Raw genomic sequence first — 21,224 nt, 5'->3', positions numbered from 1 at the left:
ACCCCGCAACGCCGATTACCGCGTTATCGGGCCCCGCCCCCGGCCAGGCGTTCCTCGCCCCGCCGAATTCCGAGAGCATCCGCACCGCCGGGACCGCCGTGGCGTATTACGCCCTGGTCCGCCTCACCGGTGTGCTCGTCCTCACCGCCTGGTCCGCCGCCGCCGGCAAGAGCGCGCGGACGCTGCTCAACGCCCGCTGGGATTCGCTCTGGTACGTGCGCGTCGTCGACCAGGGCTACGGCTTTGTCCTGACCGCGCCGGACGGCCGCCGGCTGTCCGACATGGCGTTCTTCCCGCTCCTGCCGTGGCTGGAGCGGGCGGTCTCCTGGCTGACCGGGCTGTCGGAGCCGGACGCCGGGCTCGCGGTCTCCGCGCTCGCCTCGCTGGCCGCCGCGGCCGGCATCTTCGCCGTCGTACGGCTCTTCGGGGGCGAGGGCGCCGCGACCGCCACGGTCGTGCTGTGGGCCGCGCTGCCGGTCGGCATCGTGCAGTCGATGGCGTACAGCGAGTCGCTGTTCGTGGCGGCGGCCTCCTGGTCGCTGTACTGCGCGCTCACCGGCCGCTGGATCGGCGCGGGCCTGCTGGCGTCAACTGCCGGGCTCACCCGGCCGATCGGCCTGGCGGTGGTGTGCGCGGTGCTGGTCGCGGCGGGGTCGGCGGCCCGCCGGAAGGGCGGACCGGACCTGCGGATCGCCGCGGGCGCGCTGCTCGCGCCGCTGGGTGCGGCGGGGTACGTGCTGTGGGTGGGGGCGCGGCGCGGCAGCCTGCTGGGCTACCTGGACGTCCAGCGGGGCTGGGGCAACGGCTTCGACGGCGGCGCCGCGTTCGCCCGCTTCCTCGGGCGGCTCACCGCGCATCCGCCCTACGTGGGCGGGCCGTTGCTGGCCGCGGGGATCGGGGTGCTGCTGTGGGGGTACGCCCGCGGGTTCCGGGAGCGGTATCCGCTGTCGGTGCAGGTCTATTCGGGGGTCGTGATCCTGCTGGCGCTGTGCTCGTCGAGCTATTTCGGCTCCAAGCCGCGCCTGTTGATGCCGGCGTTCACCGTACTGGTGCCGGTCGCCGCCTGGTTGGCGCGCCGGCCGGTACGGCTGCGGGTCGCGATGCTCACCGTCCTGGCGCTCGGCTCCGCCGTCTACGGGGCTTTCTGGCTCAACGGTTCGGGGCCGCCGTGAGGCCGCGGGCGGCACGCAGGGCGAGGGCGGCGAGGGCTTCCGGGGCGCCGGCCTGGTCGCGGACGCCGGGGAAGGCGTTGACGTCGACGACGACCGGGCCCGCGGGGGTGGCGAGGACGTCGACGCCGTAGACGTCGAGGCCGAAGACCTCACCGGTCCGGCGGACGAGGTCGCGCCAGGCGTCGGGGATGTCGACGGACCCCGTGAACGTACCTGCCGACGCGGCCAGTTCGGAGCGGCGCAGGGCGGCGAAGACCTGCGGGCCGATGACCCACAGCTTGTGGTCCCAGCCGTCGTTCGGCACGAAGTCCTGCGCGACGTACGGCCCGGGCGGTGCGCTCGCGGCGAACTCCCGTACGGCGGCGGGCCCGTCGAGCCGTACGACCACATCCCCCTTGGCGCTGCGCCGGCTCTTGACGACGACCGGCCCGGCCGCCATCTCGCCCTCCCCCGCGGCGAGTTCGGCGGCGGAGGCGTAGCTGCGGGTGGGCACGAAGGGCAGCCCGGCGCGGCGGGCGTCGGCGGCCATGGCCGTACGGTCCTGGCAACGGGCCGTCGCGGCGGCGGAGTTGAGCACCGCGGCGCCCGCGGCTTCGAGTGCGCGGGCCAGCCGTATCGCCTGCGGGGTGCGGGACTTGAGCAGATAGACCGCCGCCGGCTCCCCGGCGGGCAGCCCGGCGTCCGGTGCCAGGGTCTCCACGACCGCCTGGCCCGAGCCGGTGAGCAGCGCGGTGGTCGCCGCCAGCAGCGGGTGCCCGGGGTCCGGCGTGATGAGCCCGACCCGCGGTCGGCCGGCGCTCACGGCACCGCCACCGCGGCGGCGGGCGCGGCGGGCGGTGGCGCGCACCAGGCGGGGGCCGGGCGGTGGGTGCGGGCCAGGTCGAGGACGGCGGCGGCGACCCGGGACGCCGCGTCCGGCACCTGGCGGAAGCTCGGGAAGTCGTTGACGTCCACGACGACCGGGCCGTCCGGCGTGAGCAGCACGTCCAGGCCGTACAGGTCCAGCCCGTAGACCGCGCCGACCTGCGCGGCGACCGCCGCGACCTCCTGCGACAGCGGCACCCGGCGCTCGGGGTGCCGGTGGTCGGGGTGCAGCGGGGAGCGGCGCTCGGTGGCGTAGAAGTCGCCGACGACGCAGTAGACCTTGATATCCACGCCGGGGTTGGGCACGTACGGCTGGGCGATCAGCAGCCCCTCGCCGCGCAGTTCCGGCATGAGCGCGGCGAGCCGGTCGGGCGCGGGGAGCAGGTGGACCGCGCGGCCCGAGCTGCCGTTGGCCGGCTTGACGACCAGCGGATACTCCGACTCCGGTATTTCGGTGAGGAGTTCGGGCGTCGCGGCGGCGTAGGTCGGCGGGATCGGCAGTCCGCGGCTGCGGCCGATCGCGGCGGCGAGCGCCTTGTCCCGTACACCGCGGATGGCGCGGGCGTCGTTGACGGTGACCAGGCCCGCGCCGGCGGCGGCCTCCAGCAGGGTGAGCCCGGGGCCGCCGGAGACGGTCTTGAGCACCCATGCGTCATGGCTGCCGGCGGTGACGAGGTCGGTCATCCGCAGCAGCGAGCCGCCGGGCCGCAGCACGTCCACCTGGTGTCCCCACGCGTCGAGTTGACGGATCACCTCGACCGGCATGCCGTCGTAGCGGTAGTTCTCCTCGACCAGAAAGCAGAGCTTCATGCACCCTTCCCCCCAACCTCCCCGTCCATCCCCGGCGGTGAAAGGCGGTGACCGGCGGAGCGTGAAGGTCACAGGATGCCACGCGGCCCCGTCACACCGGGCCGTCGGCCCCAACTCCCTTACGCTCTGGGCCCGTTGACGTGCGGGGGCCGGGCCCTGCGGTGCGTGGGGGCCCGGCTCAGGCGGGGGGGTCAGCGCGTGTGGTGGCCCAGCGGGTCGCGCTGCTCGTGCGTGATGCCGTCGACGGCCGTGGACTCGCTCAGCGCCTCCCACTTCTCGTCCGACTCCAGCAGCGCGCGGCCGGCCGCCGTGCCGTACTGGTACGCGTCGGGTCCGGCCAGCAGCCGCAGCGGCGGCTCGTCGAGCGCGACGACGTCGAGGACCAGCCGGGCGACCTTCACGGGGTCGCTCGCGGCGGTGTTCTGCGGGGAGCGCATCCGGCCCATCAGGCCCACGGTCTCCTCGTACTCCGGCCGCACGTCGTCGATCCGCATCGAGGAGCCGGCCCACTCCGTGCTCATGCCGCCGGGCTCGATGACGGTCACCTTGATGCCGAGCGGTGCGACCTCGGTGGCGAGCACGGAGGAGAAGCCGCCGACCGCCCACTTCGACGACTGGTACGCGCCCAGGCCCGGGGTGGCGAGCCGGCCGCCGACCGAGGAGATCTGCACGATGTGGCCGGAGCGCTGCTCGCGCAGCACCGGCAGCGCGGCCCGGGTGAGCCGGACGACGCCGTAGAAGTTGGTCTCGACCTGGGCGCGGAAGTCCTCGAAGCCGACGTCCTCGATCGAGCCGACGTTCGCGTACCCGGCGTTGTTGACCAGGACGTCGAGCCGCCCGAAGCGGTCCACGGCGGTACGCACGGCGTTGCGGGCGGCGGCGTCGTCGGTGACGTCCAGCTCGACGACGGCCAGCCGGTCGCCGTACCGCCCGGCGAGGTCATCCAGCGCGCCGGCCTTGCGTACACCGGCGACGACCTGGTGGCCGGCTTCCAGCGCGGCCGTCACGACCTCCCGGCCGAGCCCGCGCGACGCACCGCTGACCAGGAAGACGGCGGGGGTGGTGCGGGGGGTGGGGGTTTTCTGGGGGGTGGTGGACATGGGGTCCTCCGGGGCGAGGCTTTCTTACTAACCGGTTGATTAGCAACTGCTTCCATGGAACTGCGCGGCGGGGCCATTGTCAACTGGCCGGTTAGTTGACTGGCGTGGCGGTGCGCTCGGGGACGTCAGCGGATGTGTTTGACCTGCGGGTACGGGGCCCAGCCCGGGGTGCCGGTGTGGACGAAGGACGCCCAGGCGGACTGCACCTCGGCGGTGAGGCGGCGCAGGTCCTCCGGCGCGGCGCCGACGAGCATGGGCGCGGCGGCCCAGGCGCCCTCGCGTGCCGCGTCGCCCTCCCCGCCGCCGGGGGCGTCCCCGCCGGCGCCGAAGACGAAGGGCAGCTCGATGCAGTGGCAGGCACCGAGCGGGCTGCCCTGCGGGGCCCAGTCGAAGCGGTACGCATACGCGTCGGCGGCCCGGGCGGCGAGCTGCCCGCTCGGCTCCGCGAACCGCTCCTCGGTGACCTCCGCGAGCACGCCGTCCGGCTCGTCCGGGAAGAAGGCCCGCGCCTCCTCCCGGGCGGTCCCGATGAGCAGCGGCACATCGGCCCGCGCGGTACGCAGCAGGTCCGCGGGCAGCCCCTCCGCCGCGACGAGCTGCAACGGCGGCGTGACGGACAGCGGCGCGGACCGCTCCCGCGAGAGCGCTTGCTGCGCATCCAGCAGCGTCGGGACGGCCACCGCCCGCAAACTCGCCACGAGCCCCCGCGCATCCGCCTCCGGCGCGGCCCCGGACTCCGCCGCCCGCGGCGTAAATGCCTCAGACGACCGCGGCGCCTCCCACCGGTGAGCCGGGGCGCCCCCGCCGTCCCACCGCGAGCCTGGCCCCGTCGGACCTCCATCCCGCCCCGGGCCGGGGGCAGCCGGGCCGGCGTCCCGCCCCCGGCCGGGGTCAACCGAGCCCGGGTCCGGCCGAGGAGCCGGGTTGGTCGGGCCGGCGTCCCGGCGCGAACCAGGAGTGGTCGGGTCGGCGTTCCGCCCCGACCCGGGGGCAGCCGGGCCCGGGTCCCGCCCCGGCCTGGAGGCGGTAGGTCCCGAATCCCGCTGGGGGGCTGCGGAGGTCGGGCCCGCATCTGGCCGCGGACCGGGGCCGGTCGAGCCCGGGTCGGGGCGGGGAGCCGGGGCGGTCGGGTCGGCGTCCCGCCCCGGGCCGGGGGCAGCCGGCCCCGCGTCCCGGCGCGGACCGGAGCCGGTCGAGTCGACGTGCCGCCCCGGGCCGGAGGCGGTCGGGCCCGGGGCTCGCCGGGGTCCGGGGGTGGTCGGGCCTGCGGCCTGGGATGCGCGGCGGTTGGCGGCCTCCGCGGGGTGGGCCATCTCCGCCGGGTCGACCGGCGGGGGCTGGGTGGGGCTCAGGCCCAGCAGCTCGGCCAGGCGGCGGGCGTTCGCGGTGGCCTCCGCCGGGGAGTGCGGGGCGACGCCGGCCGGGGTGCTTTCCAGCACCGCCTGGTGGAAGAGCCCGCGCCCGGCCGGGTGGGCGAGCAGGGCCAGCGCGGACAGCGCCCCGGCGGACTGACCGGCGAGAGTGACGCGGGCCGGGTCGCCGCCGAAGACCTCGATCGTGTCCCGCACCCAACGCAGCGCGGCGAGCTGATCGAGCAGCCCCGGGTTCGCCGGCCCGAAGCCGGGCCCGAGGTAGAGGTAACCGAACGCCCCCAGCCGGTAGTTGACGGTGACCACCACCATCCGCCCGCGCTCGGCGAGCAGCCCGCCGTCGTAGAAGCCCTCCCCGCCCGACCCGCTGGAAAAGCCCCCGCCATGCAGCCACACAAGCACCGGCAACAGCCCTTCGCCAGGACCGTCAGCCCCGCCGGGCCCACCCTCGGCCTCATCGCCGCCGGACCCGCCGTCCGCCTCGGCCCCGCCAGCACCGGACCCGCCCCCGACCCCGGGCCCAGCACCGCCAGGCCCACCGCTCGCCTCGCCCGCCCCGGCCCGCGCGCCGACCTCACCGCCCGACCCCGTGGCGACCCCGGCCCCAGTACCGCCGAGCCCAGCGCCCTCGCCGGGCCCACCGCCGGGCTCCCCGGCACCGGCGCCCGGGCCGACCTCAGCGCTCGCCTCGGCCCCGGCGGCATCGGCCGAGCTCCCCGCAGTGCTCGGGGTCCAGACATTCAGCGTCAAGCAGTCCTCGCTCTGGGGCAGGGCGTCGCTCGGGCCCATCACCGGGGTCAGGCGGGAGGGGGGTTGGGGGGCGGCGGGGCCGGCGTGGGTGGCGTCGCGGATGCCTTGCCAGGTGGGGGCGGGTTCGGGGGCGGCGAAGCGGGGGGCCGTGGCGTACGGGATGCCACGGAACGCCGTGACCTGGCCCTTCGCCCCCTCGGGCACTCCCCGTAGCGCACCGGCGGGCGTCGTCCGTACGAGGCGGTCGGCTGCGTTCACGGGTGGGGGACCTCCGGGTGTGGGGGGCGGGGGCGTCCGGGCCCTATTGTTCTGGCCTGGCGCCCGTCCCGCAGGGACCAGCGCGCCGCAGTCGCCCACCCAGAGTCATGCCCACCCCCATGTCAACTGGTCAGTTAGTTGATACCGTGGACGTATGAGCAAGGACGCCCCCGCCCGCGACGCGGAAGCCACCCGGCGCCGCCTCCTGGACGCGGCGACCGGCGAATTCGCCGCGTACGGCATCGCCGGCGCACGCGTCGACCGTATCGCCGCCGAGGCCCGCAGCAACAAGGCGCAGATCTACCACTACTTCGGCAGCAAGGACGGCCTGTTCGACGCCGTCTTCGACGACATGTGCCGGCAGACCGTCGACGCCGTGCCGATCGACCCCGCCGACCTGCCCGAATACGCCGGCCGGCTGCATGACTCTTACGTCGAGCGGCCCTGGGTGCAGCGCCTGGCGACCTGGTACCGCCTGGAGCGGGCGGGCAGCGGGGCGGTCGTGCCGATCGTCGTGGAGAGCACGCGGGCGAAGGTGCGGGCGGTCGCGGAGGCGCAGGAGCAGGGACTGCTGCCGACCCGCTTCTCCGCTGCCGAGCTGCTGGGCCTCGTCCTGCACCTGTCCGGCTTCTGGAGCGGGAACGTCCCCGAGTACGACGAGGTCGCCGGCCCCGCGTCGGCGGCGCGGCGCCGCCAGGTCGTCGTGGAGTCGGTGGCCGCGCTCCTCTCCTGACCGGCTGGCCCGTCCGGAACGCCTACGGCACAGCCGTGCACCTCGCCGCCATGAAGTTGACGTCGTAGCCGGCGTTGTGCGGGCTCGGGGCGCTGTGGTCGACGACCACGGTCTCGCCCGGCCGCATGTGGACGACCTTCCAGCCGTCGACGTACGTCTCGTCTGAGTGGATGGCGGTGGCGACGGAGTGCGTGACGACGGACGGCTGCGGGTCGGGCCCATGGGGGCCGCCGCCCATGTAGGTGAACGTGTCGGCGGGCGCCCCGGTGGGCCGGCACTCGTAGACGCCCCGCGGATCCTCCAGGACCATGACGCCCGCCGCACGCAGCTTGGCTTCCAGCGCCTCGATCTGGCCACGGCCGGCGACGGCGGCATTGGCCTGCTCATAGGTGATCGTCACGTCGCCGTCCTTCGCCACCTCCACGGCGTACGCGGGCGCGGCGCCGCTGCCGCCGGGCAGTACGGCCAGGGCGGTCCCGGTGACGGCGGCGGCCACCAGCCCGAGCCCGACCCGCCCTCCGGTCACCACCCGCCGCGCGGGCCGCGCGCGGTAGGCGTCGGCGGGCAGGTCCGCCGCGGGGCGCCCGGCCTCGTGTGCGAGCGCGTCCCAGAGCCGGTCCTCGAAGGTCATGTCGTTCATGCGGTGCTCCCGGAAAGGTCGATGCTGACGGCGGGGTCGGTGCGCTTGCCGGCGCCCGGACCGGCGGCGGAGGCCGGCACGGAGGCAGGGGTCGCCGCGAGCGCGGCCGGGGCGGCGGTGGCCGTAGCAGCGGCGGAGGCGGCGAGCCTGGCCCCGAGCGCGCCCGGGGCGGCGGCGTCGAGGGCGGGGACGGGCTCGCCGGCCGGGGGCTCCGCGGCCTTGCGCAGTGCGGCCCGCGCCCGGTGCAGCGTCACGCGGGCGGTCACGGAGCTGACGCCGAGGGCCCGCGCGGCCTCGGCGACCGTCAGCTCGTCCACCGCGACGAGTTCGAGCACCGCCCGCTGCCGGGCCGGCAGCCAGGACATCGCGGCGACCATCGTCCGCCCCGCGTTCTCCGCGACGATCCGGTCCTCGACCCGGCCGATGTCGTCCGGGCCGAGCAGCCGGCGCCCGGCGATCCGCGAGTTCAGCACGTCGGCCCGGTGCTTGCGCCGGTACTCCGCGGAGACGACGTGCCGGGCCACCCCGTAGAGCCAGGACCGCTCGTCGCGCGCGGCGGTTCGATACGCCTCGCCCGAGTCGACGACGGCGAGGAAGATGTCGGCGACGACATCGGCGACGGTGTGCGGGTCGTCGAAGCGGCGCCCGACGAAGCGCGTCACGTCCTCGACGTGCCGCCGGTAGAAGGCCTCCAGCTCCGCGAGATCCCCGACCCGTCCCTTCTCGCCCGGGGCATCCGCTTCCCCTGCCGACCCGCTCTCCGGGTCACCCCTTCTGCGTGCGGTGACGTTCACTTCCCGCCCCTCCCCTTCCGGCGCCGGGCCACTCCCCGCGCTCTCACTCTCTACGTGCGCGCCCGACCACAGAGCGTTACACACGCCGCACCGCGCCATGCCGCACCGCACCACGCCGCACCACGCCGCCGCACGCCGCCGCACGCCGCCGCACGGGAAAACCGTTGACCCGGTGTGCACACCGAGTGTATACACGCAGTGTGAACGTACCTCTGACACTCCTCGGACTCCTCGAACGGCAGTCCAGCCACGGCTACGACCTCAAGCGGGACTACGACACGTACTTCAGCCCCACCAAGCCCCTCCTCCTCGGCCAGGTCTACTCGACGCTCGGCCGGCTCGCCCGCGACGGCAAGGTCGTCGTCGGCCCGGCGGAGCCCGGCGCGGGGCCGGACCGCAAGCGCTACGTCATCACCGAGCGGGGCGCGACGGAGGTCGAGGCGTGGCTGACCGAGCCCGTCGAGGCCGAACAGCACCTGCAGACCGAGCTGTTCACGAAGGTGGTGCTCGCGCTGATGCTCGGCCGCGACGCGTCGGCGTATCTGGACCTGCAACGGGCCGCGCACGTCGCCCGCATGCGCGCGCTCACCGAGATCAAGCGCCAGGGGCCGCTGGTGGACAAGCTGCTCGCCGACCACAGCATGTTCCGCCTCGAAGCGGACCTGCGCTGGATCGACGTCACGCAGGCGCGGCTGGGCGCGCTCGCCGAGGAGGTGTGCAAATGAGCGGCGCCGCGGGGCCCGACGCCGCCGCCCTCCTCGAAGCCCGCGCCGCGGTCCTGGCGTTCGGCCGGACCCCGGCCCTGCGCGGCACCGACCTGCGTGTCGCGCGGGGCGAGATCGTCGCCGTCATGGGCCCCAGCGGCTCGGGCAAGAGCACCCTCCTCCACTGCCTGGCCGGCATCCTCGTCCCCGACAGCGGTGAAATCCTCTTCGACGGCCGCCGCGTGGACCGCATGCGCGAGGCCGAGCGCAGCGAACTGCGCCGCGACCGCTTCGGCTTCGTCTTCCAGTTCGGCCAGCTCGTCCCGGAGTTGACGGCCGAGGAGAACGTCGCGATGCCGCTGCTGCTCGGCGGCGCCCGCCGCGGCACCGCGCTCACCGAGGCCCGCGACTGGTTCCCCCGGCTCGGGCTGGAGGGCCTGGAGCGGCGCAGGTCAGGGGAGTTGTCCGGCGGGCAGGCCCAACGGGTCGCGCTGGCACGGGCGATGGTCGCCCGCCCCGATGTGCTGTTCGCCGACGAGCCGACCGGCTCGCTGGACACGTACACCGGCGAGCAGGTGATGGAGCTGCTGGTGGACGCGGTACGCGCCAACGGCACGACGGCCGTCATCGTCACGCATGATGCCCGGGTCGCCGCGTGCGCGGACCGCGAGGTCATGGTGCGCGACGGCAAGGTGACCTCGCCGCACCTCGAACGGACCGGCCCGTGATCCGGCTGGGCCTGCGGCTGGCCCTCGGCACCGGCCGCGAGGGCCTGGTGCGGCTGCTCGTCATCGCGGCGGCCGTCGCGCTCGGCACCGGGCTGCTGCTCGGCACGCTCGCGGCGCTGCACGCCACGCGTACGCAGAACGACCGCAACGCCTGGCTCAACACCGGCCGCCCGGGCACGAGTTCGGACCCGGGCCGCAGCACGGGCCAAGCGCCACGCCACAGTACGGGCCAGGTCCCGGACCACAGTACGAACCCCGCCCCAGGCCGCAGCACGGGCCAAGACCCGCGCCACGGCACGGCCCCGGCCCCGGGCCCCACTACGAGCCAGGCCCCGGACCACACCCCCGGCGCAGCCCCAGCCCCCGACCCCCTGTGGTGGCAGATCGGCGCGGACGGCTTCCAAGGCAAGCTCATCGGCCGTATCGACGTCGCCGCGACCGGCCCCCGCTCCCCCGTCCCGCCCGGCATGAGCCGGCTTCCGGGCCCGGGCGAGTTCTACGCGTCGCCCGCGATGAGCGACCTGCTGCGTAAGACGCCCGCCGCCGAGTTGGCCGCCCGCTACCCGGGCCGGCAGGTCGGGGTGATCGGCAACTCCGCGCTGCCCGGCCCCGATTCGCTGATCGTCGTGGTCGGCCACCGCCCCAACGAGCTCGCCGGGCGCCGGGACGCGGTGCGGACCACCTCCATCGCGACGCTCTCGCCCAGCAGTTGCGACGGTGCGAGCTGCGCGGTCGGCACCGACAGCAGCGGGATGACGCTCGTCCTCTCCGTCGTCGCCGCGGCGTTGATCTTCCCGGTGCTGGTCCTGGTCGGCACCGCGACCCGGCTCTCGGCGGCGAGCCGCGAGCAGCGGTTCGCCGCGATGCGGCTGATCGGCGCGACACCGCGGCAGACAGCGGTGGTCTCGGCGGTGGAGTCAACGGTGGCCGCGGCGGCAGGGGTTGCGGCCGGCTTCGGTCTCTACGCGCTGATCCGGCCGCTGCTGGCGCACATCGACGTCACCGGCACGCCGTTCTTCCCGAGCGATGTGTCGCTGACCGCCGCCGATGTCCTCGCGGTCGCGCTCGGCGTCCCGGTGGGGGCAGCGCTCTCCGCGCGGATCGCGCTGCGCCGGGTGCGGATCTCGCCGCTCGGCGTCACCCGCCGGGTGACCCCGCGACCGCCGCGCGCCCGGCGGGCGATCCCGCTGGCGGCGGGCCTGCTGGAGATCGCGTTCTTCATCGGCCGCCGCCCCGCCACCAGCAACGGCCAGGCGCTCGCCTTCCTGCCCGGCACGCTGCTGGTGCTCGGCGGGATCGTGCTGGCCGGGCCGTGGTTGACGATGGTCGGCGCCCGGCTGCTGGCCGCCCGCGCCCGCCGCCCGGCCGGCCTGGTCGCCGGCCGCCGGCTCGCCGACGACCCCAAGGCGGGCTTCCGGGCGGTCAGCGGCCTGGTCCTCGCGCTGTGCGTGACGACCGGCGCGGTCGGGGTGATCGACGCGATGGTCCACGAACGCGGCCTGCCCAGCAGCCCGGAGGCCGTACGGAACACGGTGCTGAGCGACCACGTCGACTACGGCCCCGGCCGCAAGGCCGGCACCGCCCCGACCCCGCCGGACAGCCTGCTCGCCGCCCTGCGCGCGGTCCCCGGCGTCGGCGGCGTCACCGTGCTGCATTCCGACCCGGCGGGGCGGGAGTTCGACTCGGGCCTCGCGGACTGCGCGGAGCTCGCGGCCACCCGGGTGTACGGCACATGCGCGCCCGGCGCCCGTACCGCAGCCGTGCCCGCCACCTTCGACGCGTACGGTCTCGGGTCGGCCCGCGACTGGCCCAACACCTGGCCCGCGGCGGCGACTTCACCCGAGGAGCTGCGCCGGCTGCCGGTGACGCAGCTGGTCGTCACCACCGACGGCTCGCGGACGGCCGTCGAGCGGGCCCGTACGCTGCTGGCCCGCGCGTACCCGGCGGACGCGCCGCCCCACACCGTGGCCGAGGACCGCGCCCGGATGTCGGCGCAACTCGACGGATTCCGTCAACTGGCCGACGTGGTCATCGCGGTGAGCTTCCCGATCGCCGGGTGCAGCCTCGCCGTCAGCGTCGCCGCGGGCCTGGGCGACCGCAGGCGCCCCTTCAGCCTGCTGCGCCTGACCGGTGTCCGGCTGCGCACCCTCCGCGTCGTCGTCCTCCTCGAAAGCGCCCTGCCGCTCCTCGCGGTGGCCGCCGTCGCCATCGCGGCGGGCTTCCTGACCGCGCAGCTCTTCCTCCGGGCGCAGATGGGCTACTCCCTCCATCCGCCGGGCCCGTCCTACTACGCCCTGGTCGCCGCGGGCCTCCTCGCCGCCCTCGCCGTCATCACCGCGACCCTCCCCCTCCTCACCCGCCTGACGGCCCCGGCGAACGCCCGCAACGAGTAGCCCCAGTACGCCTGTTCAGGACGGCTCCCAGACCGAGCAGTCGTGCGCGAACAGCACCCGCCGCGGGTCGAAGGCGGCGAGCCGGTCCAGCCAGGGCCGGAAGCCCGGCAGCGGCTGTGCCACCTGCTCGCGTGCCGCGCGCCGGGCCAGGTGGTCCGAGCCGAACTGCGAGGCGAAGTCGTGCGCCTGCCCGGCGAGGACGACGGTGCCGTCGCTCTGCTCGACGACCAGCGACTGGTGGCCGTCGGTGTGGCCGGGCGTGGGAATGATCCACACCCCCGGCCACACCTCGGCCTCCCCCGCGATCTCCTCGTACCGCACGCCCGGGAAGTCGACGAGCGCGTCGACGGTGTAGCCGCCCTGCCGCGCGGCGGCCAACTCCACGTCCTGCACCAGGATCGGCGTGCTGCCCAGCAGTCTGTTCCCGCCGCAATGGTCGAAGTGCAGATGGCAGTTCACCACCAGCGAGATGTCGCCGAGCCGCACCCCGGCGGCCCCCAGCGCAGCGGCCAACTCCCGCCGCCGGGGCCGGTAATGCGCCTCGGTCTCGTCGTCGACGGCCCCGATCCCGGAGTCGAAGAGCACCAGCCCTTCCCCCCGCCGCACCAAATACCCGAGCACCGGCTCCACCCGCGGCTCCGGCCCCCCGGTCTCCACCGCGGGCCGCACGAAATACCCCAGATCGAGCCGCCGTACGTCCACGTCATGCCTCATCCCGCCATGCTGCCAGCCCCCGCCTCCCCCGGCGCGGCCGTACGCCCACGGCAGACGGGTGAGGCCCGCCCGAACTTCGGCTCAGCCTTTGCTGAGTTGGGGCTGCTGGTTGGTGTCCAGGGTGACCACCGTGCCGCCCGCGAAGGGGGTGGCCGGGCCGAAGGCGGAGCCGCCGCCGAGGGTGCCGCGGGTGGTGGAGGTGGCGGAGGTGACCGTCAGGCTGCCGGCGGTGGCGGTCACCGAGAGGCGGAAGAGGGCGCCGGACTGGAGGGAGCCGTCCTCCCAGGGGGCGGTGACCAGGAGTTCGGGGGTGCCGTCGCCGGTGACGTCGAGGATGCGCAGGCCGTAGCCGAAGCCCTCGCCGGGCTGGGCGCTCGCGCCGATCGCCGGGGTGTCCTCGGTGACGGTGGTGCCGGTGGCCGACAGCAGGCCCGCGGTGCCGCCGCGCAGCAGGGTGACGCTGCCGACGTTGTCCTCGCGCAGCGAGCCCGCGGCCAGGTCGTCGTAGCCGTCGCCGTCCAGGTCGCCGACCGCGAGCGAGCCGGCGAAGAAGTCGTTCTCCTCCGGGGTGCCGGCGATGCCCGGGCTGGACTGGTCGAGGGTCTGCAGCCGGCTCGCGCTCACGCCGTCGCTGCCGCCGCGGGCGACGACCAGGGCGCCGGCGTACTGCGGGGCGCCCTTCTTCCGGTCGGCGGTGACGAGCACGTCGGCGTACGCGCCGCCGTGGAATTTGCCGACCGCGACCGAACGCAGGTGGTCCTGCGTGCCGGTGCTCGCGACGCTGAAGCTGCTGCTCGTGGCGGGGTCCACGCCGCTCGCCGAGCCCGGGAGCAGCCATACGCCGCCCCACGCGTCGGTGGTGCCGGCGACCGCCTCGCCCGAGGCGCCCACGACCAGGTCGTCCCTGGCGTCGCCGGTGACGTCGCCGGCGGCCAGCGACCAGCCGAACCTGTCGTCGGTCTCCGGGGTGCCGTTGAGGCCCGCGGTGTCCTGCGTGTAGCCGACCGAGCCGGTCGCCGTCAGGCCGTGCGTGCCGCCGTAGACGACGGTGACCGCGCCGGCCCGCTGCGTGGTGCCCACGGCCTCGCCGGGCTGGCCGATGGCGAGGTCGGCGTAGCCGTCGGCGTTGAAATCGCCGACCGCCAGGCTCGCGCCGAACCGGTCGCCGGCCTCGTTGTCGCCGGGCACGCCCGGCTGGCCCTGGTCGATCTGGGTGAGGGTGTTGGGGATCAGGCCGAGGTACGGCGAGGTCGTCCTGCCGTACAGCACCGTCACCATGCCGACGCCGAGCTTCGTGCCGAAGCTCTCGGTGGGGTTGCCGATCGCGACGTCCGCGAGGCCGTCGCCGTTGAAGTCGCCGGTGGCCAGGGCCTGTCCGAACGTGTCGTCGTCCTCGCCGCTGCCGGGCACGAAGTCGTGGCTGTCCTGGCTGACGACCACGGCCGGCGCGGTCGGCAGGCTCCCGCCGCCCGGGATCACGTACACCGACCCGCCCCGGTCCACGCCCAGGGTGTTGGGGTCGCCGGCGTACGTGAGCCGCGCGCCGGTGGACACGACCACGTCGGCGTACCCGTCGCCGTTGACATCCGCGCGGGCGGCTGCGCCGCCGGGTGGGGCGACGGCCTGCGGCCCCGCTCCCTGGCCCGCTGGAGCCGCACCGGCGGTCGCGCCGGGTGCGAGGGCGGCTGCTAGGGCCGTGAGGACGGCGGCCGTGGCCAGAACCGGTCTGCGGTGAAACACGTGGTCTCCTTAGGCCAGCTGACGCTGGTCAGCGTGTCGGGGGTCGTGTCCGGGGTCGTGTCGAGGGGGCGTGTCGGGGGTCAGCAACTGCGGCTTGTGGCGATGGGGGGAGAGCCTGGTGGCGGCACGAGTACGCCCAGGCCGATGCATCTGCCCTGCCCGCTTGCCGGGGCCCACTTGTCCACCAGGTAACCGGTCCACAGGGCGCCGGCGGCTCCGCATGTCGCGGCCCCCACAGCGCTGTCGGTCAGCGCCGCGCAGCCGATGGCCGCGGCCCCGCCGCCGGCAGCAGTGATCAGATTCCCGTGCCGGCTCACGAACCGGGAAATGGGATCGGAGATCTTTTTGGGTGCGTTGACCTGGCAGAAGCCGAACCAGGTGCAGTGCGCCGGAATCCGCGGCAGGCGGACCTCCGGGAGATGGGGGGCGGGCAGGCAGACGAGTCCGCACCCGCCGGGCTGTTGCGGGGAAGGCACGTTCACGCAGCGGGGGAACAACAGCGATGGGGTGCAGGCAGGTTCCTTGGCCGGGTCGTCGGCCATCTGCTTCACGTACGCGTCCGACCAGTCGGGTGCCCGGCGCATCCGGTTCTGTTCCGCGCGGCTGCAGTTGCCGCACATCGTCGCCGTGGTGGCGACCTCCTCCTCGGTGTGGCCGCCCCAGTAAGAGCGCGTGACGGAGCTGGAGTTGTCGCTGGTGCCGCCGGCGTAGAGGTCGAGGGACGTCGCGTTGGAGTCGCATGCGTGGCCGCAGGCGCTCAGCCCGCTCGGGTCGCTCAGCGTCGTCGGGTTGTCCTCGGCGTACGCGTACGGGTTCAGGGACTTGGGCTCGGACGTGTCGTACTGGGGGTCCGGGGAGATGAAGCGGCCGGTGGACGGGTCGTAGTAGCGCGCGCCGGCCTGGACCAGGCCGGTGTCGGCGTCCTCGGTCTTGCCGAGGAAGCCGCGGTCGGTCGCGGGCAGGGCGTCGCCGGCGCCGCGGTGGGCGCCGTACGGGAGGTACCGCTGCCGGGAGACGGCCCCGACCCCGCCCTCGGCGCCACCGCCGGCCCCGACCCCGGCACCGGCTCCGTCCCCATCCCCGGCCCCGTCCCCGACCCCGGCACCGGCACCGGCACCGATCGCGACCTGCGTCGAGTTCTGCTGATCGCTGCCGAGCCACACCACCCCGCCCCCCGTCCGCATCGCCACGACCGCGGTGCCGGCGGTGTAGTAGCGCACCGCGCTCACCGCCCCGCCGGAGGCGCGCAGTTCGGTGCCGTCCAGGTAGAGCGTCGTGCCGCCGGCGTCGCGGCGCAGGAGGCGGTCGGCGTCGGCGTCGTAGGCGAAGGACGTCCGGGCGCCGCCCGCCGCCGACACCGAGGCGAGCTCCCCGGCGTCGTCCCAGGCCAGCGTGGCGGGCGTGCCGGCCACCGTACGGGAGGTGAGGCGGCCGTCGGCGTCGTAGCCGTAGGAGTCCGCGCCCACCGCCGAAACGGCGTGCGGGCGGATCGCGGCCGGGCCCGGCGCGGGGTAGGTGTAGGTGACCGTGCCGGCTGCGTCGGCCACCGACGCCATGTCGCCCACCGCGTCGTAGGTGTAGGCGAGCCGGTACGGGTCGGGGCCCGAAGTGTCCGCGCCGGAGAGCCCGTTGGCGCAGCCGGCGGCGGTCGTCCAGGCCGCGCCGAGGCGTTGCAGCGCGTCGTACTGGTAGCACTGGTTCTGCGCGGGCGCCTGCGTCAGGTCGGTGACGGAGGTGAGGTTGCTCGCCTGGTCGTAGCCGTACAGGTCGTTCTGCACGGTGACGGTGCCGGCGCCGGCGTCAGCACCGGTGCCGACCAGCGTCCTGATGCCGGTCAACCGCTGTGCCCCGCCCGCCTCGTAGGCGTAAGCCCGCTGCACCGCCCCGTCGCCGCCGTACGCCCTGGCCATGAGCTGGCCGGCGCCGCTGTAGGTGGTGGACTTGACGTACGTGGCCGCCGGGCCGGTGAGCGTGTCCGGTTGCCCGGCGGCGCTGTAGCCGGTGGTGACGGTCTCGGCGGGCAGGTCGCCGGCGGCCGGGTAGCTGACGGAAGTGCGGTGCCCGGCGCGGTCGTAGCCGTAGCCGACGCTGTAAGCGGCGGCGAAGCCCTCGTCGGCCGGCACGGTCCAGGTGCGGGCGGTGACCTGGTAGCGCAGGTCGTAGCCGGTGACGTCGACGCGGTAGGGCCGGCCGTCGACGTAGCGGGTGGTGCCGGCGGGCTGCCCGAGGACGAACTTGACCGGCGTGCCCGTCTGGCCGGGGAAGGGGACCGTGTCGTACGTCCACTCGGCGAGCTTCACGCCGCCGACCGACCCGGACCATTCCACGCGTTTGCGGTTGAGCGCGTCGTACGTGTAGGCGAGCGTATTGCCGGCCGCGTCGGTGGTGCTCTGAACGTTGCCGACCGGGTCGTAGACGGTGCTGGACGCGCCGGCGTCGGGGTCCTTGGTGCTGGTGCGGCGGCCCATCCAGTCGTAGCCGTAGGCGGTGGCGTTGCCGGCGGCGTCGGTGATGCCGGCCAGTTCGCCGCGCGGGGTGTACGTGTAGCGGGTCGTGGGCACGGTGGGCGGCGGTACGTCGGTGCCGGCCGGGACGTTCTCCTCGACCAGCGCCGTCCGGTCCAGGCCGTCGTTCCAGTAGGCGGTGCGTCCGCCGCGCGGCGGTGTGACGACCTTCCCGTCACCGTAGTTGGCGGTCGCGGTGGTCCATTGCGCCTGGCCGAGGGTGTAGAGGGTGGCGGCGCTCTCGCGGCCGAGCGCGTCGTAGGTCTTCTCCGTCCAGGACGGCAGCTCCGCCCGCTGCGGGTTCAGGAACAGGCCGGGGTCGTCGCCGGGCGCGGTGGAGTTCCAGTACGGGGCGGAGGTGCCCTTGGCCAGGCCCCGTTCGTCGTACGTGGTGTCCGTCACCGTCCGGCCCCCCGAACCGGACGGTGACGGGGTCTGGACCTCGCGGGTGCGGCCGAACCCGTCGAGGTAGGTGTACGTCGGCAGCCAGGTGGGTGTGCCGGCGTCGAGGGACTGCAACTGCTCGGCGGTGACCACGGTCGGCTTGCTGGGCTGGGAGTTGGGGGCCGTGCCGCCGAGGGTGAAGTGGTAGGTGTACGTGTACGACGGGACGGCGCCGGCCGGCGGCGGCACGTCCACGCCGTTCGGCTTGGGCTCGGTCGGCAGCCAGACCCGCTCGACGCGGCCGGCGCCGTCGTAATCGGTCGTGGTCGCAAGGCCGTTGGGGTCGACGGTGCGGGTGGTGGTGCCGAAGGCGCGGCTGGTGTACGTCGTGGTGGCGCGGCCGAGCGGGTCGGTGGTCCTGGTGCCGTTCATGGGCCAGCCGCTCGCCGGGGTGTACGACGTGGTCGTGGTGTGGTTCAGGCCGTCGGTGTCGGAGGTGACCCGGCCGTAGCCGTCGTAAGCCTTCTTCTGCGACGCGTAGTTGGTGTCGTTCCAGTAGGTGCGGACCTCGGTGGGGTTGCCGTCGATCGGCTTGTCCGCGGTGCCGGGCGCGGTGGCGTTGTCGTAGAGCGTGACGGTGCGGGAGACCGCGGGGCCCGGGCACTGGGTGCTCTGCGGGTCCGGGTCGCCGCTGTGGAGTTCGGTGCGCTCGGGGTAGTCCAGCATCCAGCGCCAGTCGTCGGTGTTGCGGGCGTAGTCGATCTCGGTGCAGGTGTTGTCGGCGCCGGTGCCGATCTCGCCCCACTGGACCTTGCGGGTGGGCAGGCCGCCGTTCGCGGCGCTGTAGCCGTCCTGGTCGCTGCCGGTCTCCCGCCATGTCCCGTCGGCCTTCAGCTGCCGGGCGCGGGTCTGGTAGGGGCGGATCATGTGGGCGTTGTGCAGGCCGGCGCCGTTGGCGGTGATGCCGGAGTCCCAGTACGTGTAGCGCTCGTCGGCCAGTTCGGTGCGGGAGGTGCCCGAGGTACCGGAACCGTCGAGGCGGAAGTGCCGGACCTGGAGCACCTGGCCGGCCTTGGCGTGGTTGTCGGCGAAGGTGTTGCCGGCCCAGTCGGTCAGGGTCACGCTCTTGGTGCCGCCGGACGCGAGCCGGTCGCCGTCCATGCCGCGGAAGCGCGTGGTCTCGGTGACCGTGCGCTGCCCTTCGGGTCCGGTGCCGTCGGTCTGCCGGACGTCCTGGTAGCCGCGCCAGTCGCCCCACATCTGCCGGTCGGCGGGGGCGGTCGGGTCGTCGTCGTAGTGCCAGGCGGGATCGCCGAGGTAGTCGTACGTGGTGGTCTGCGTCGGTGAGCCGCCCACCAGGTCGACCTGGTCGACGCCGGTCACCACGTACTTCTGGAAGACGCCGTGCGTGGTCGACGTCGCGCCCTCCGGCTTGTAGTCGACGCGGAAGCATTCCTGGGTGTTGGTGTCCCAGTGCTTGCCCGACTCCCAGGTGGAGGTCGAGCCGTCGCTGGGGCAGGTGGCGGCGGGCGAGCCGTGCCCGTAGTGGACGTCCGTCTCGCCGCCGAGTCCGTTCTGGACGGAGGTGATCCGGCGCATCGGCATCGCCGCGGTGGTGTCCCCGCTCGGGTGGTCGACGCGGTTGTTGAGCCATGCGCCGTCGAAGTCCACTGCGGGGAGGGTGACGTTGTCGCCCCATTTCCCGTACACCTGGAGGTAGTTGAGCCACAGCATGGCGTCGGTGGCGCCGACCGGGTCGGGCAGGGCGAAGGTGGGCTGGATGCGGTCGACCTCCATGAAGGCGGAGGTGGCCGGGTCCCACACCTGGGTGGAGATCGCGGCCAGCCGGCGCACCACGAAGAACGACGGGCTGTTCTTGGTGCAGGTGGAGCCGCAGATGAGGTCCGCGGGCACGTCCGGGTAGTCGCTGCCGGCGGAGGAGGTGGGGGCGGCGCAGTCGGGGCTCGGCTTGTCGATGTCGGACAGGCAGCGGTAGGCGCTGGTGAAGTCGACGCGGACGGCGGGCTGTTGGCCGGCCTGCATGCCGTACTCGACGCGGCTGGGGTAGCTGCCGCGGTCGTACGTCTCCACGTCGCCGTTGCTGAAGCGCTTGTAGGAGTTGGTCTCCTTGGTCCAGTACAGCCGGGTGTCGTTCTCGTCGGGGTCGCGGATCTGGTCCAGGTTCCAGCGGTAGGTCTGCCGGCACAGCGACTGGCCCGAATCGTGGCAGGGCTCACCGGAGTTGTTGCCGACGACGGGGACGGTGAGGTTAGAGTCCTCGTGGTAGCCGAAGTAGTAGCGGGAGCCGTCGGGGGTGGACACCACCCAGGCTTCCTTGCTGTTGTCGGAGTTGGTGCCGTCGTAGGTGTGCTGGATCTTCCAGCCCGGGTCGGCCTCGGCGTGGTAGCCGCCGTCGGCGTCCCTGATCAGCTCGGTGGTGGTGCCGTTGAGGGAGATGACGTACTCGGCGCCCTCCTCGGCGGAGGAGTAGGGCGAGTACCAGCACAGGTCGGACAGGGTGGGGCTGCCGTCGTCCACGCAGGCGCGGTATTTGCGCTCGATGAAGCCCGGTTCGAGGCTCCAGCCCAAACCGGCCCAGGACGCCTGGTTGTTGGTGGCCGAGGTCCTGCCGTCCACGGACTGGGCGGAGTAACCCAGCGCGAGCGCGGGGGCCTTGCCGTACGGGGAGGGCGGCAGCGGGAGCGGGTAGGAGTAGGTGAAGTCGCCGGACTGCGGGCCGACGGACCATTTGCCGGAGGGTTTCAGGTCGGTGGCCCGGTAGTCGCCGCTGCTGCCGGACGCCGTGCTCGCCAGTACGTAGACGTCGCCGTCCGGCTGCACGCCGTCGGCGGTGATCGTCGCGCCGGCCGGGTCGTTGCGCGCGGGGACGACGACGGGCCGGGCGGCGCACGCGGGTCGGGCCAGCACGCAGCCCGGCAGCCGCTCCAGCCGCAGCCGGTCGGCGAATCCGCCGCCGGCGGCCTGCCGGAAGGCCGCGTAGTCCAGCCGTACGGTCACCGGCTGCGGGGCGGCGGCCCGCGCGCCGCCGGGCACCGACGCGGTGAAGGCGTAACCGACGCCGCCCAGGGCCCGTACGGTGTCCTGGTCCAGGGTGCGCACCGCCAGCTGCGCGCCGTGCGCGGCCGTCACCGCCAGGCCGGTGCCGGGCAGCGCGACCGGTTCGCCGCCGCCCACCGTGAGGGCGCCGCTGCGGGCGGCGGGCCACGCCGGACGGGCGAGCGCGGGGGCGGGCCCGGCCTCCGGGTCGGGTGGTCGCGCGGTGTGCGGCAGCGCGCTCCCGGGCACGGACCGCCCGGCCGTCGCCGCCGCAGCAGCCGGGGCGTGCCCGCCCGCGGCGTGCGCGGCGGCCGGCACCGCCTGGAGCGTCCCGGCGGCCAGCAGGGCGCCGGACAGCAGCGCGACGAGGCGGCGCGGCCGTACGCCGGGCGCCCGGTGACGTGTCCCGGCAGCCCGGTGGCGCACCCCGGGAGCCCGGTGGCGAACGGCGGGAGTCCGGTGGCGTACGGCGGGAGTCCGGTGCAAGGTCATGGGGATGGTGTCCGTCC

The 21,224-nt window shown here is 74.7% G+C and carries 14 protein-coding genes and 1 pseudogene; 5 read left to right on the top strand and 10 right to left on the bottom strand.

Translation table 11 applies throughout. From position 1 onward, the window contains the following. Positions 1 to 98: 98 nt before the first annotated feature. Entirely contained in the window at positions 99 to 1,172 is a 1,074-nt protein-coding gene (locus tag HCN08_RS08270; RefSeq protein ID WP_322974312.1) for a hypothetical protein, read from the top strand. Here HCN08_RS08270 and HCN08_RS08265 read toward each other — a convergent pair. From HCN08_RS08265 to HCN08_RS36880, 5 genes and pseudogenes are all read right to left on the bottom strand, one after another. Beyond that, positions 1,150 to 1,974: an ATP-grasp domain-containing protein gene (locus HCN08_RS08265; RefSeq protein ID WP_167982249.1), complete on the bottom strand. Its 825-nt coding sequence runs from the start codon at positions 1,972 to 1,974 to the stop codon at positions 1,150 to 1,152. The genes HCN08_RS08270 and HCN08_RS08265 overlap by 23 nt on opposite strands. Continuing rightward, entirely contained in the window at positions 1,971 to 2,846 is an 876-nt protein-coding gene (locus HCN08_RS08260; protein WP_167982248.1) for an ATP-grasp domain-containing protein, read from the bottom strand. Before HCN08_RS08260 ends, HCN08_RS08265 begins: the two co-directional genes overlap by 4 nt. Positions 2,847 to 3,037: 191 nt before the next feature. Continuing rightward, complete coding sequence (locus HCN08_RS08255) at positions 3,038 to 3,946, bottom strand: SDR family NAD(P)-dependent oxidoreductase (RefSeq protein ID WP_167982247.1); 909 nt, start codon at positions 3,944 to 3,946, stop codon at positions 3,038 to 3,040. 125 nt (positions 3,947 to 4,071) lie between these two features. Then, entirely contained in the window at positions 4,072 to 4,626 is a 555-nt protein-coding gene (locus tag HCN08_RS36475; RefSeq protein WP_167982081.1) for a carboxylesterase/lipase family protein, read from the bottom strand. Between the two features lie 678 nt (positions 4,627 to 5,304). Continuing rightward, positions 5,305 to 6,324: pseudogene (locus HCN08_RS36880) on the bottom strand (carboxylesterase family protein); the annotation flags it as partial. A gap of 154 nt (positions 6,325 to 6,478) precedes the next feature. Here HCN08_RS36880 and HCN08_RS08240 point away from each other — a divergent pair. Beyond that, entirely contained in the window at positions 6,479 to 7,057 is a 579-nt protein-coding gene (locus tag HCN08_RS08240) for a TetR/AcrR family transcriptional regulator (RefSeq protein WP_167982246.1), read from the top strand. 22 nt (positions 7,058 to 7,079) lie between these two features. On the opposite strand, the gene HCN08_RS08235 is transcribed toward HCN08_RS08240, so the two are convergent. Beyond that, a complete protein-coding gene (locus HCN08_RS08235; RefSeq protein ID WP_167982245.1) occupies positions 7,080 to 7,697 on the bottom strand; it encodes a hypothetical protein in 618 nt (205 codons plus the stop codon). Then, a complete protein-coding gene (locus tag HCN08_RS08230; RefSeq protein ID WP_322974311.1) occupies positions 7,694 to 8,491 on the bottom strand; it encodes an RNA polymerase sigma factor in 798 nt (265 codons plus the stop codon). Before HCN08_RS08230 ends, HCN08_RS08235 begins: the two co-directional genes overlap by 4 nt. Positions 8,492 to 8,691: 200 nt before the next feature. Between HCN08_RS08230 and HCN08_RS08225 the strand changes: the two genes are divergently transcribed. From HCN08_RS08225 to HCN08_RS08215, 3 genes are read left to right on the top strand one after another with little or no spacing between them, the layout of a single operon-like run. Beyond that, positions 8,692 to 9,216, top strand: coding sequence for a PadR family transcriptional regulator (locus tag HCN08_RS08225; protein WP_167982244.1), 525 nt, complete (start codon positions 8,692 to 8,694; stop codon positions 9,214 to 9,216). Beyond that, complete coding sequence (locus tag HCN08_RS08220) at positions 9,213 to 9,923, top strand: ABC transporter ATP-binding protein (RefSeq protein ID WP_167982243.1); 711 nt, start codon at positions 9,213 to 9,215, stop codon at positions 9,921 to 9,923. Before HCN08_RS08225 ends, HCN08_RS08220 begins: the two co-directional genes overlap by 4 nt. Continuing rightward, on the top strand, positions 9,920 to 12,316 hold the full coding sequence (locus tag HCN08_RS08215; RefSeq protein ID WP_167982242.1) for an FtsX-like permease family protein: 2,397 nt from the start codon (positions 9,920 to 9,922) through the stop codon (positions 12,314 to 12,316). Before HCN08_RS08220 ends, HCN08_RS08215 begins: the two co-directional genes overlap by 4 nt. A 15-nt stretch (positions 12,317 to 12,331) precedes the next feature. On the opposite strand, the gene HCN08_RS08210 is transcribed toward HCN08_RS08215, so the two are convergent. The 3 genes from HCN08_RS08210 to HCN08_RS36465 all read right to left on the bottom strand — a co-directional run bounded on the left by HCN08_RS08210 (position 12,332) and on the right by HCN08_RS36465 (position 21,141). Next, positions 12,332 to 13,030 (bottom strand): MBL fold metallo-hydrolase, encoded by a 699-nt coding sequence (locus tag HCN08_RS08210; RefSeq protein ID WP_167982241.1) that lies wholly within the window; start codon positions 13,028 to 13,030, stop codon positions 12,332 to 12,334. Between the two features lie 81 nt (positions 13,031 to 13,111). Next, the gene (locus HCN08_RS08205) at positions 13,112 to 14,770 is read right to left on the bottom strand and encodes a VCBS repeat-containing protein (protein WP_167982240.1); all 1,659 of its coding nucleotides are present in this window, start codon (positions 14,768 to 14,770) and stop codon (positions 13,112 to 13,114) included. Between the two features lie 80 nt (positions 14,771 to 14,850). Then, positions 14,851 to 21,141: an RHS repeat-associated core domain-containing protein gene (locus HCN08_RS36465; protein WP_206318518.1), complete on the bottom strand. Its 6,291-nt coding sequence runs from the start codon at positions 21,139 to 21,141 to the stop codon at positions 14,851 to 14,853. Positions 21,142 to 21,224 lie beyond the last annotated feature (83 nt).

This window comes from Actinacidiphila epipremni (genome assembly GCF_012034175.1).
Lineage (GTDB): Bacteria > Actinomycetota > Actinomycetes > Streptomycetales > Streptomycetaceae > Actinacidiphila > Actinacidiphila epipremni.
The sequence above is the reverse complement of the archived record's forward strand: the minus strand, read 5'-3'. Positions and strand labels throughout refer to the sequence as shown.

What these genes read in the sequence shown, in the direction of transcription:
- HCN08_RS08260 (WP_167982248.1), bottom strand. Translation starts at nt 2,846, where the DNA reads ATGAAGCTCTGCTTTCTGGTCGAGGAGAACTACCGCTACGACGGCATG.
- HCN08_RS08255 (WP_167982247.1), bottom strand. Translation starts at nt 3,946, where the DNA reads ATGTCCACCACCCCCCAGAAAACCCCCACCCCCCGCACCACCCCCGCC.
- HCN08_RS08240 (WP_167982246.1), top strand. Translation starts at nt 6,479, where the DNA reads ATGAGCAAGGACGCCCCCGCCCGCGACGCGGAAGCCACCCGGCGCCGC.
- HCN08_RS08235 (WP_167982245.1), bottom strand. Translation starts at nt 7,697, where the DNA reads ATGAACGACATGACCTTCGAGGACCGGCTCTGGGACGCGCTCGCACAC.
- HCN08_RS08220 (WP_167982243.1), top strand. Translation starts at nt 9,213, where the DNA reads ATGAGCGGCGCCGCGGGGCCCGACGCCGCCGCCCTCCTCGAAGCCCGC.
- HCN08_RS08210 (WP_167982241.1), bottom strand. Translation starts at nt 13,030, where the DNA reads ATGAGGCATGACGTGGACGTACGGCGGCTCGATCTGGGGTATTTCGTG.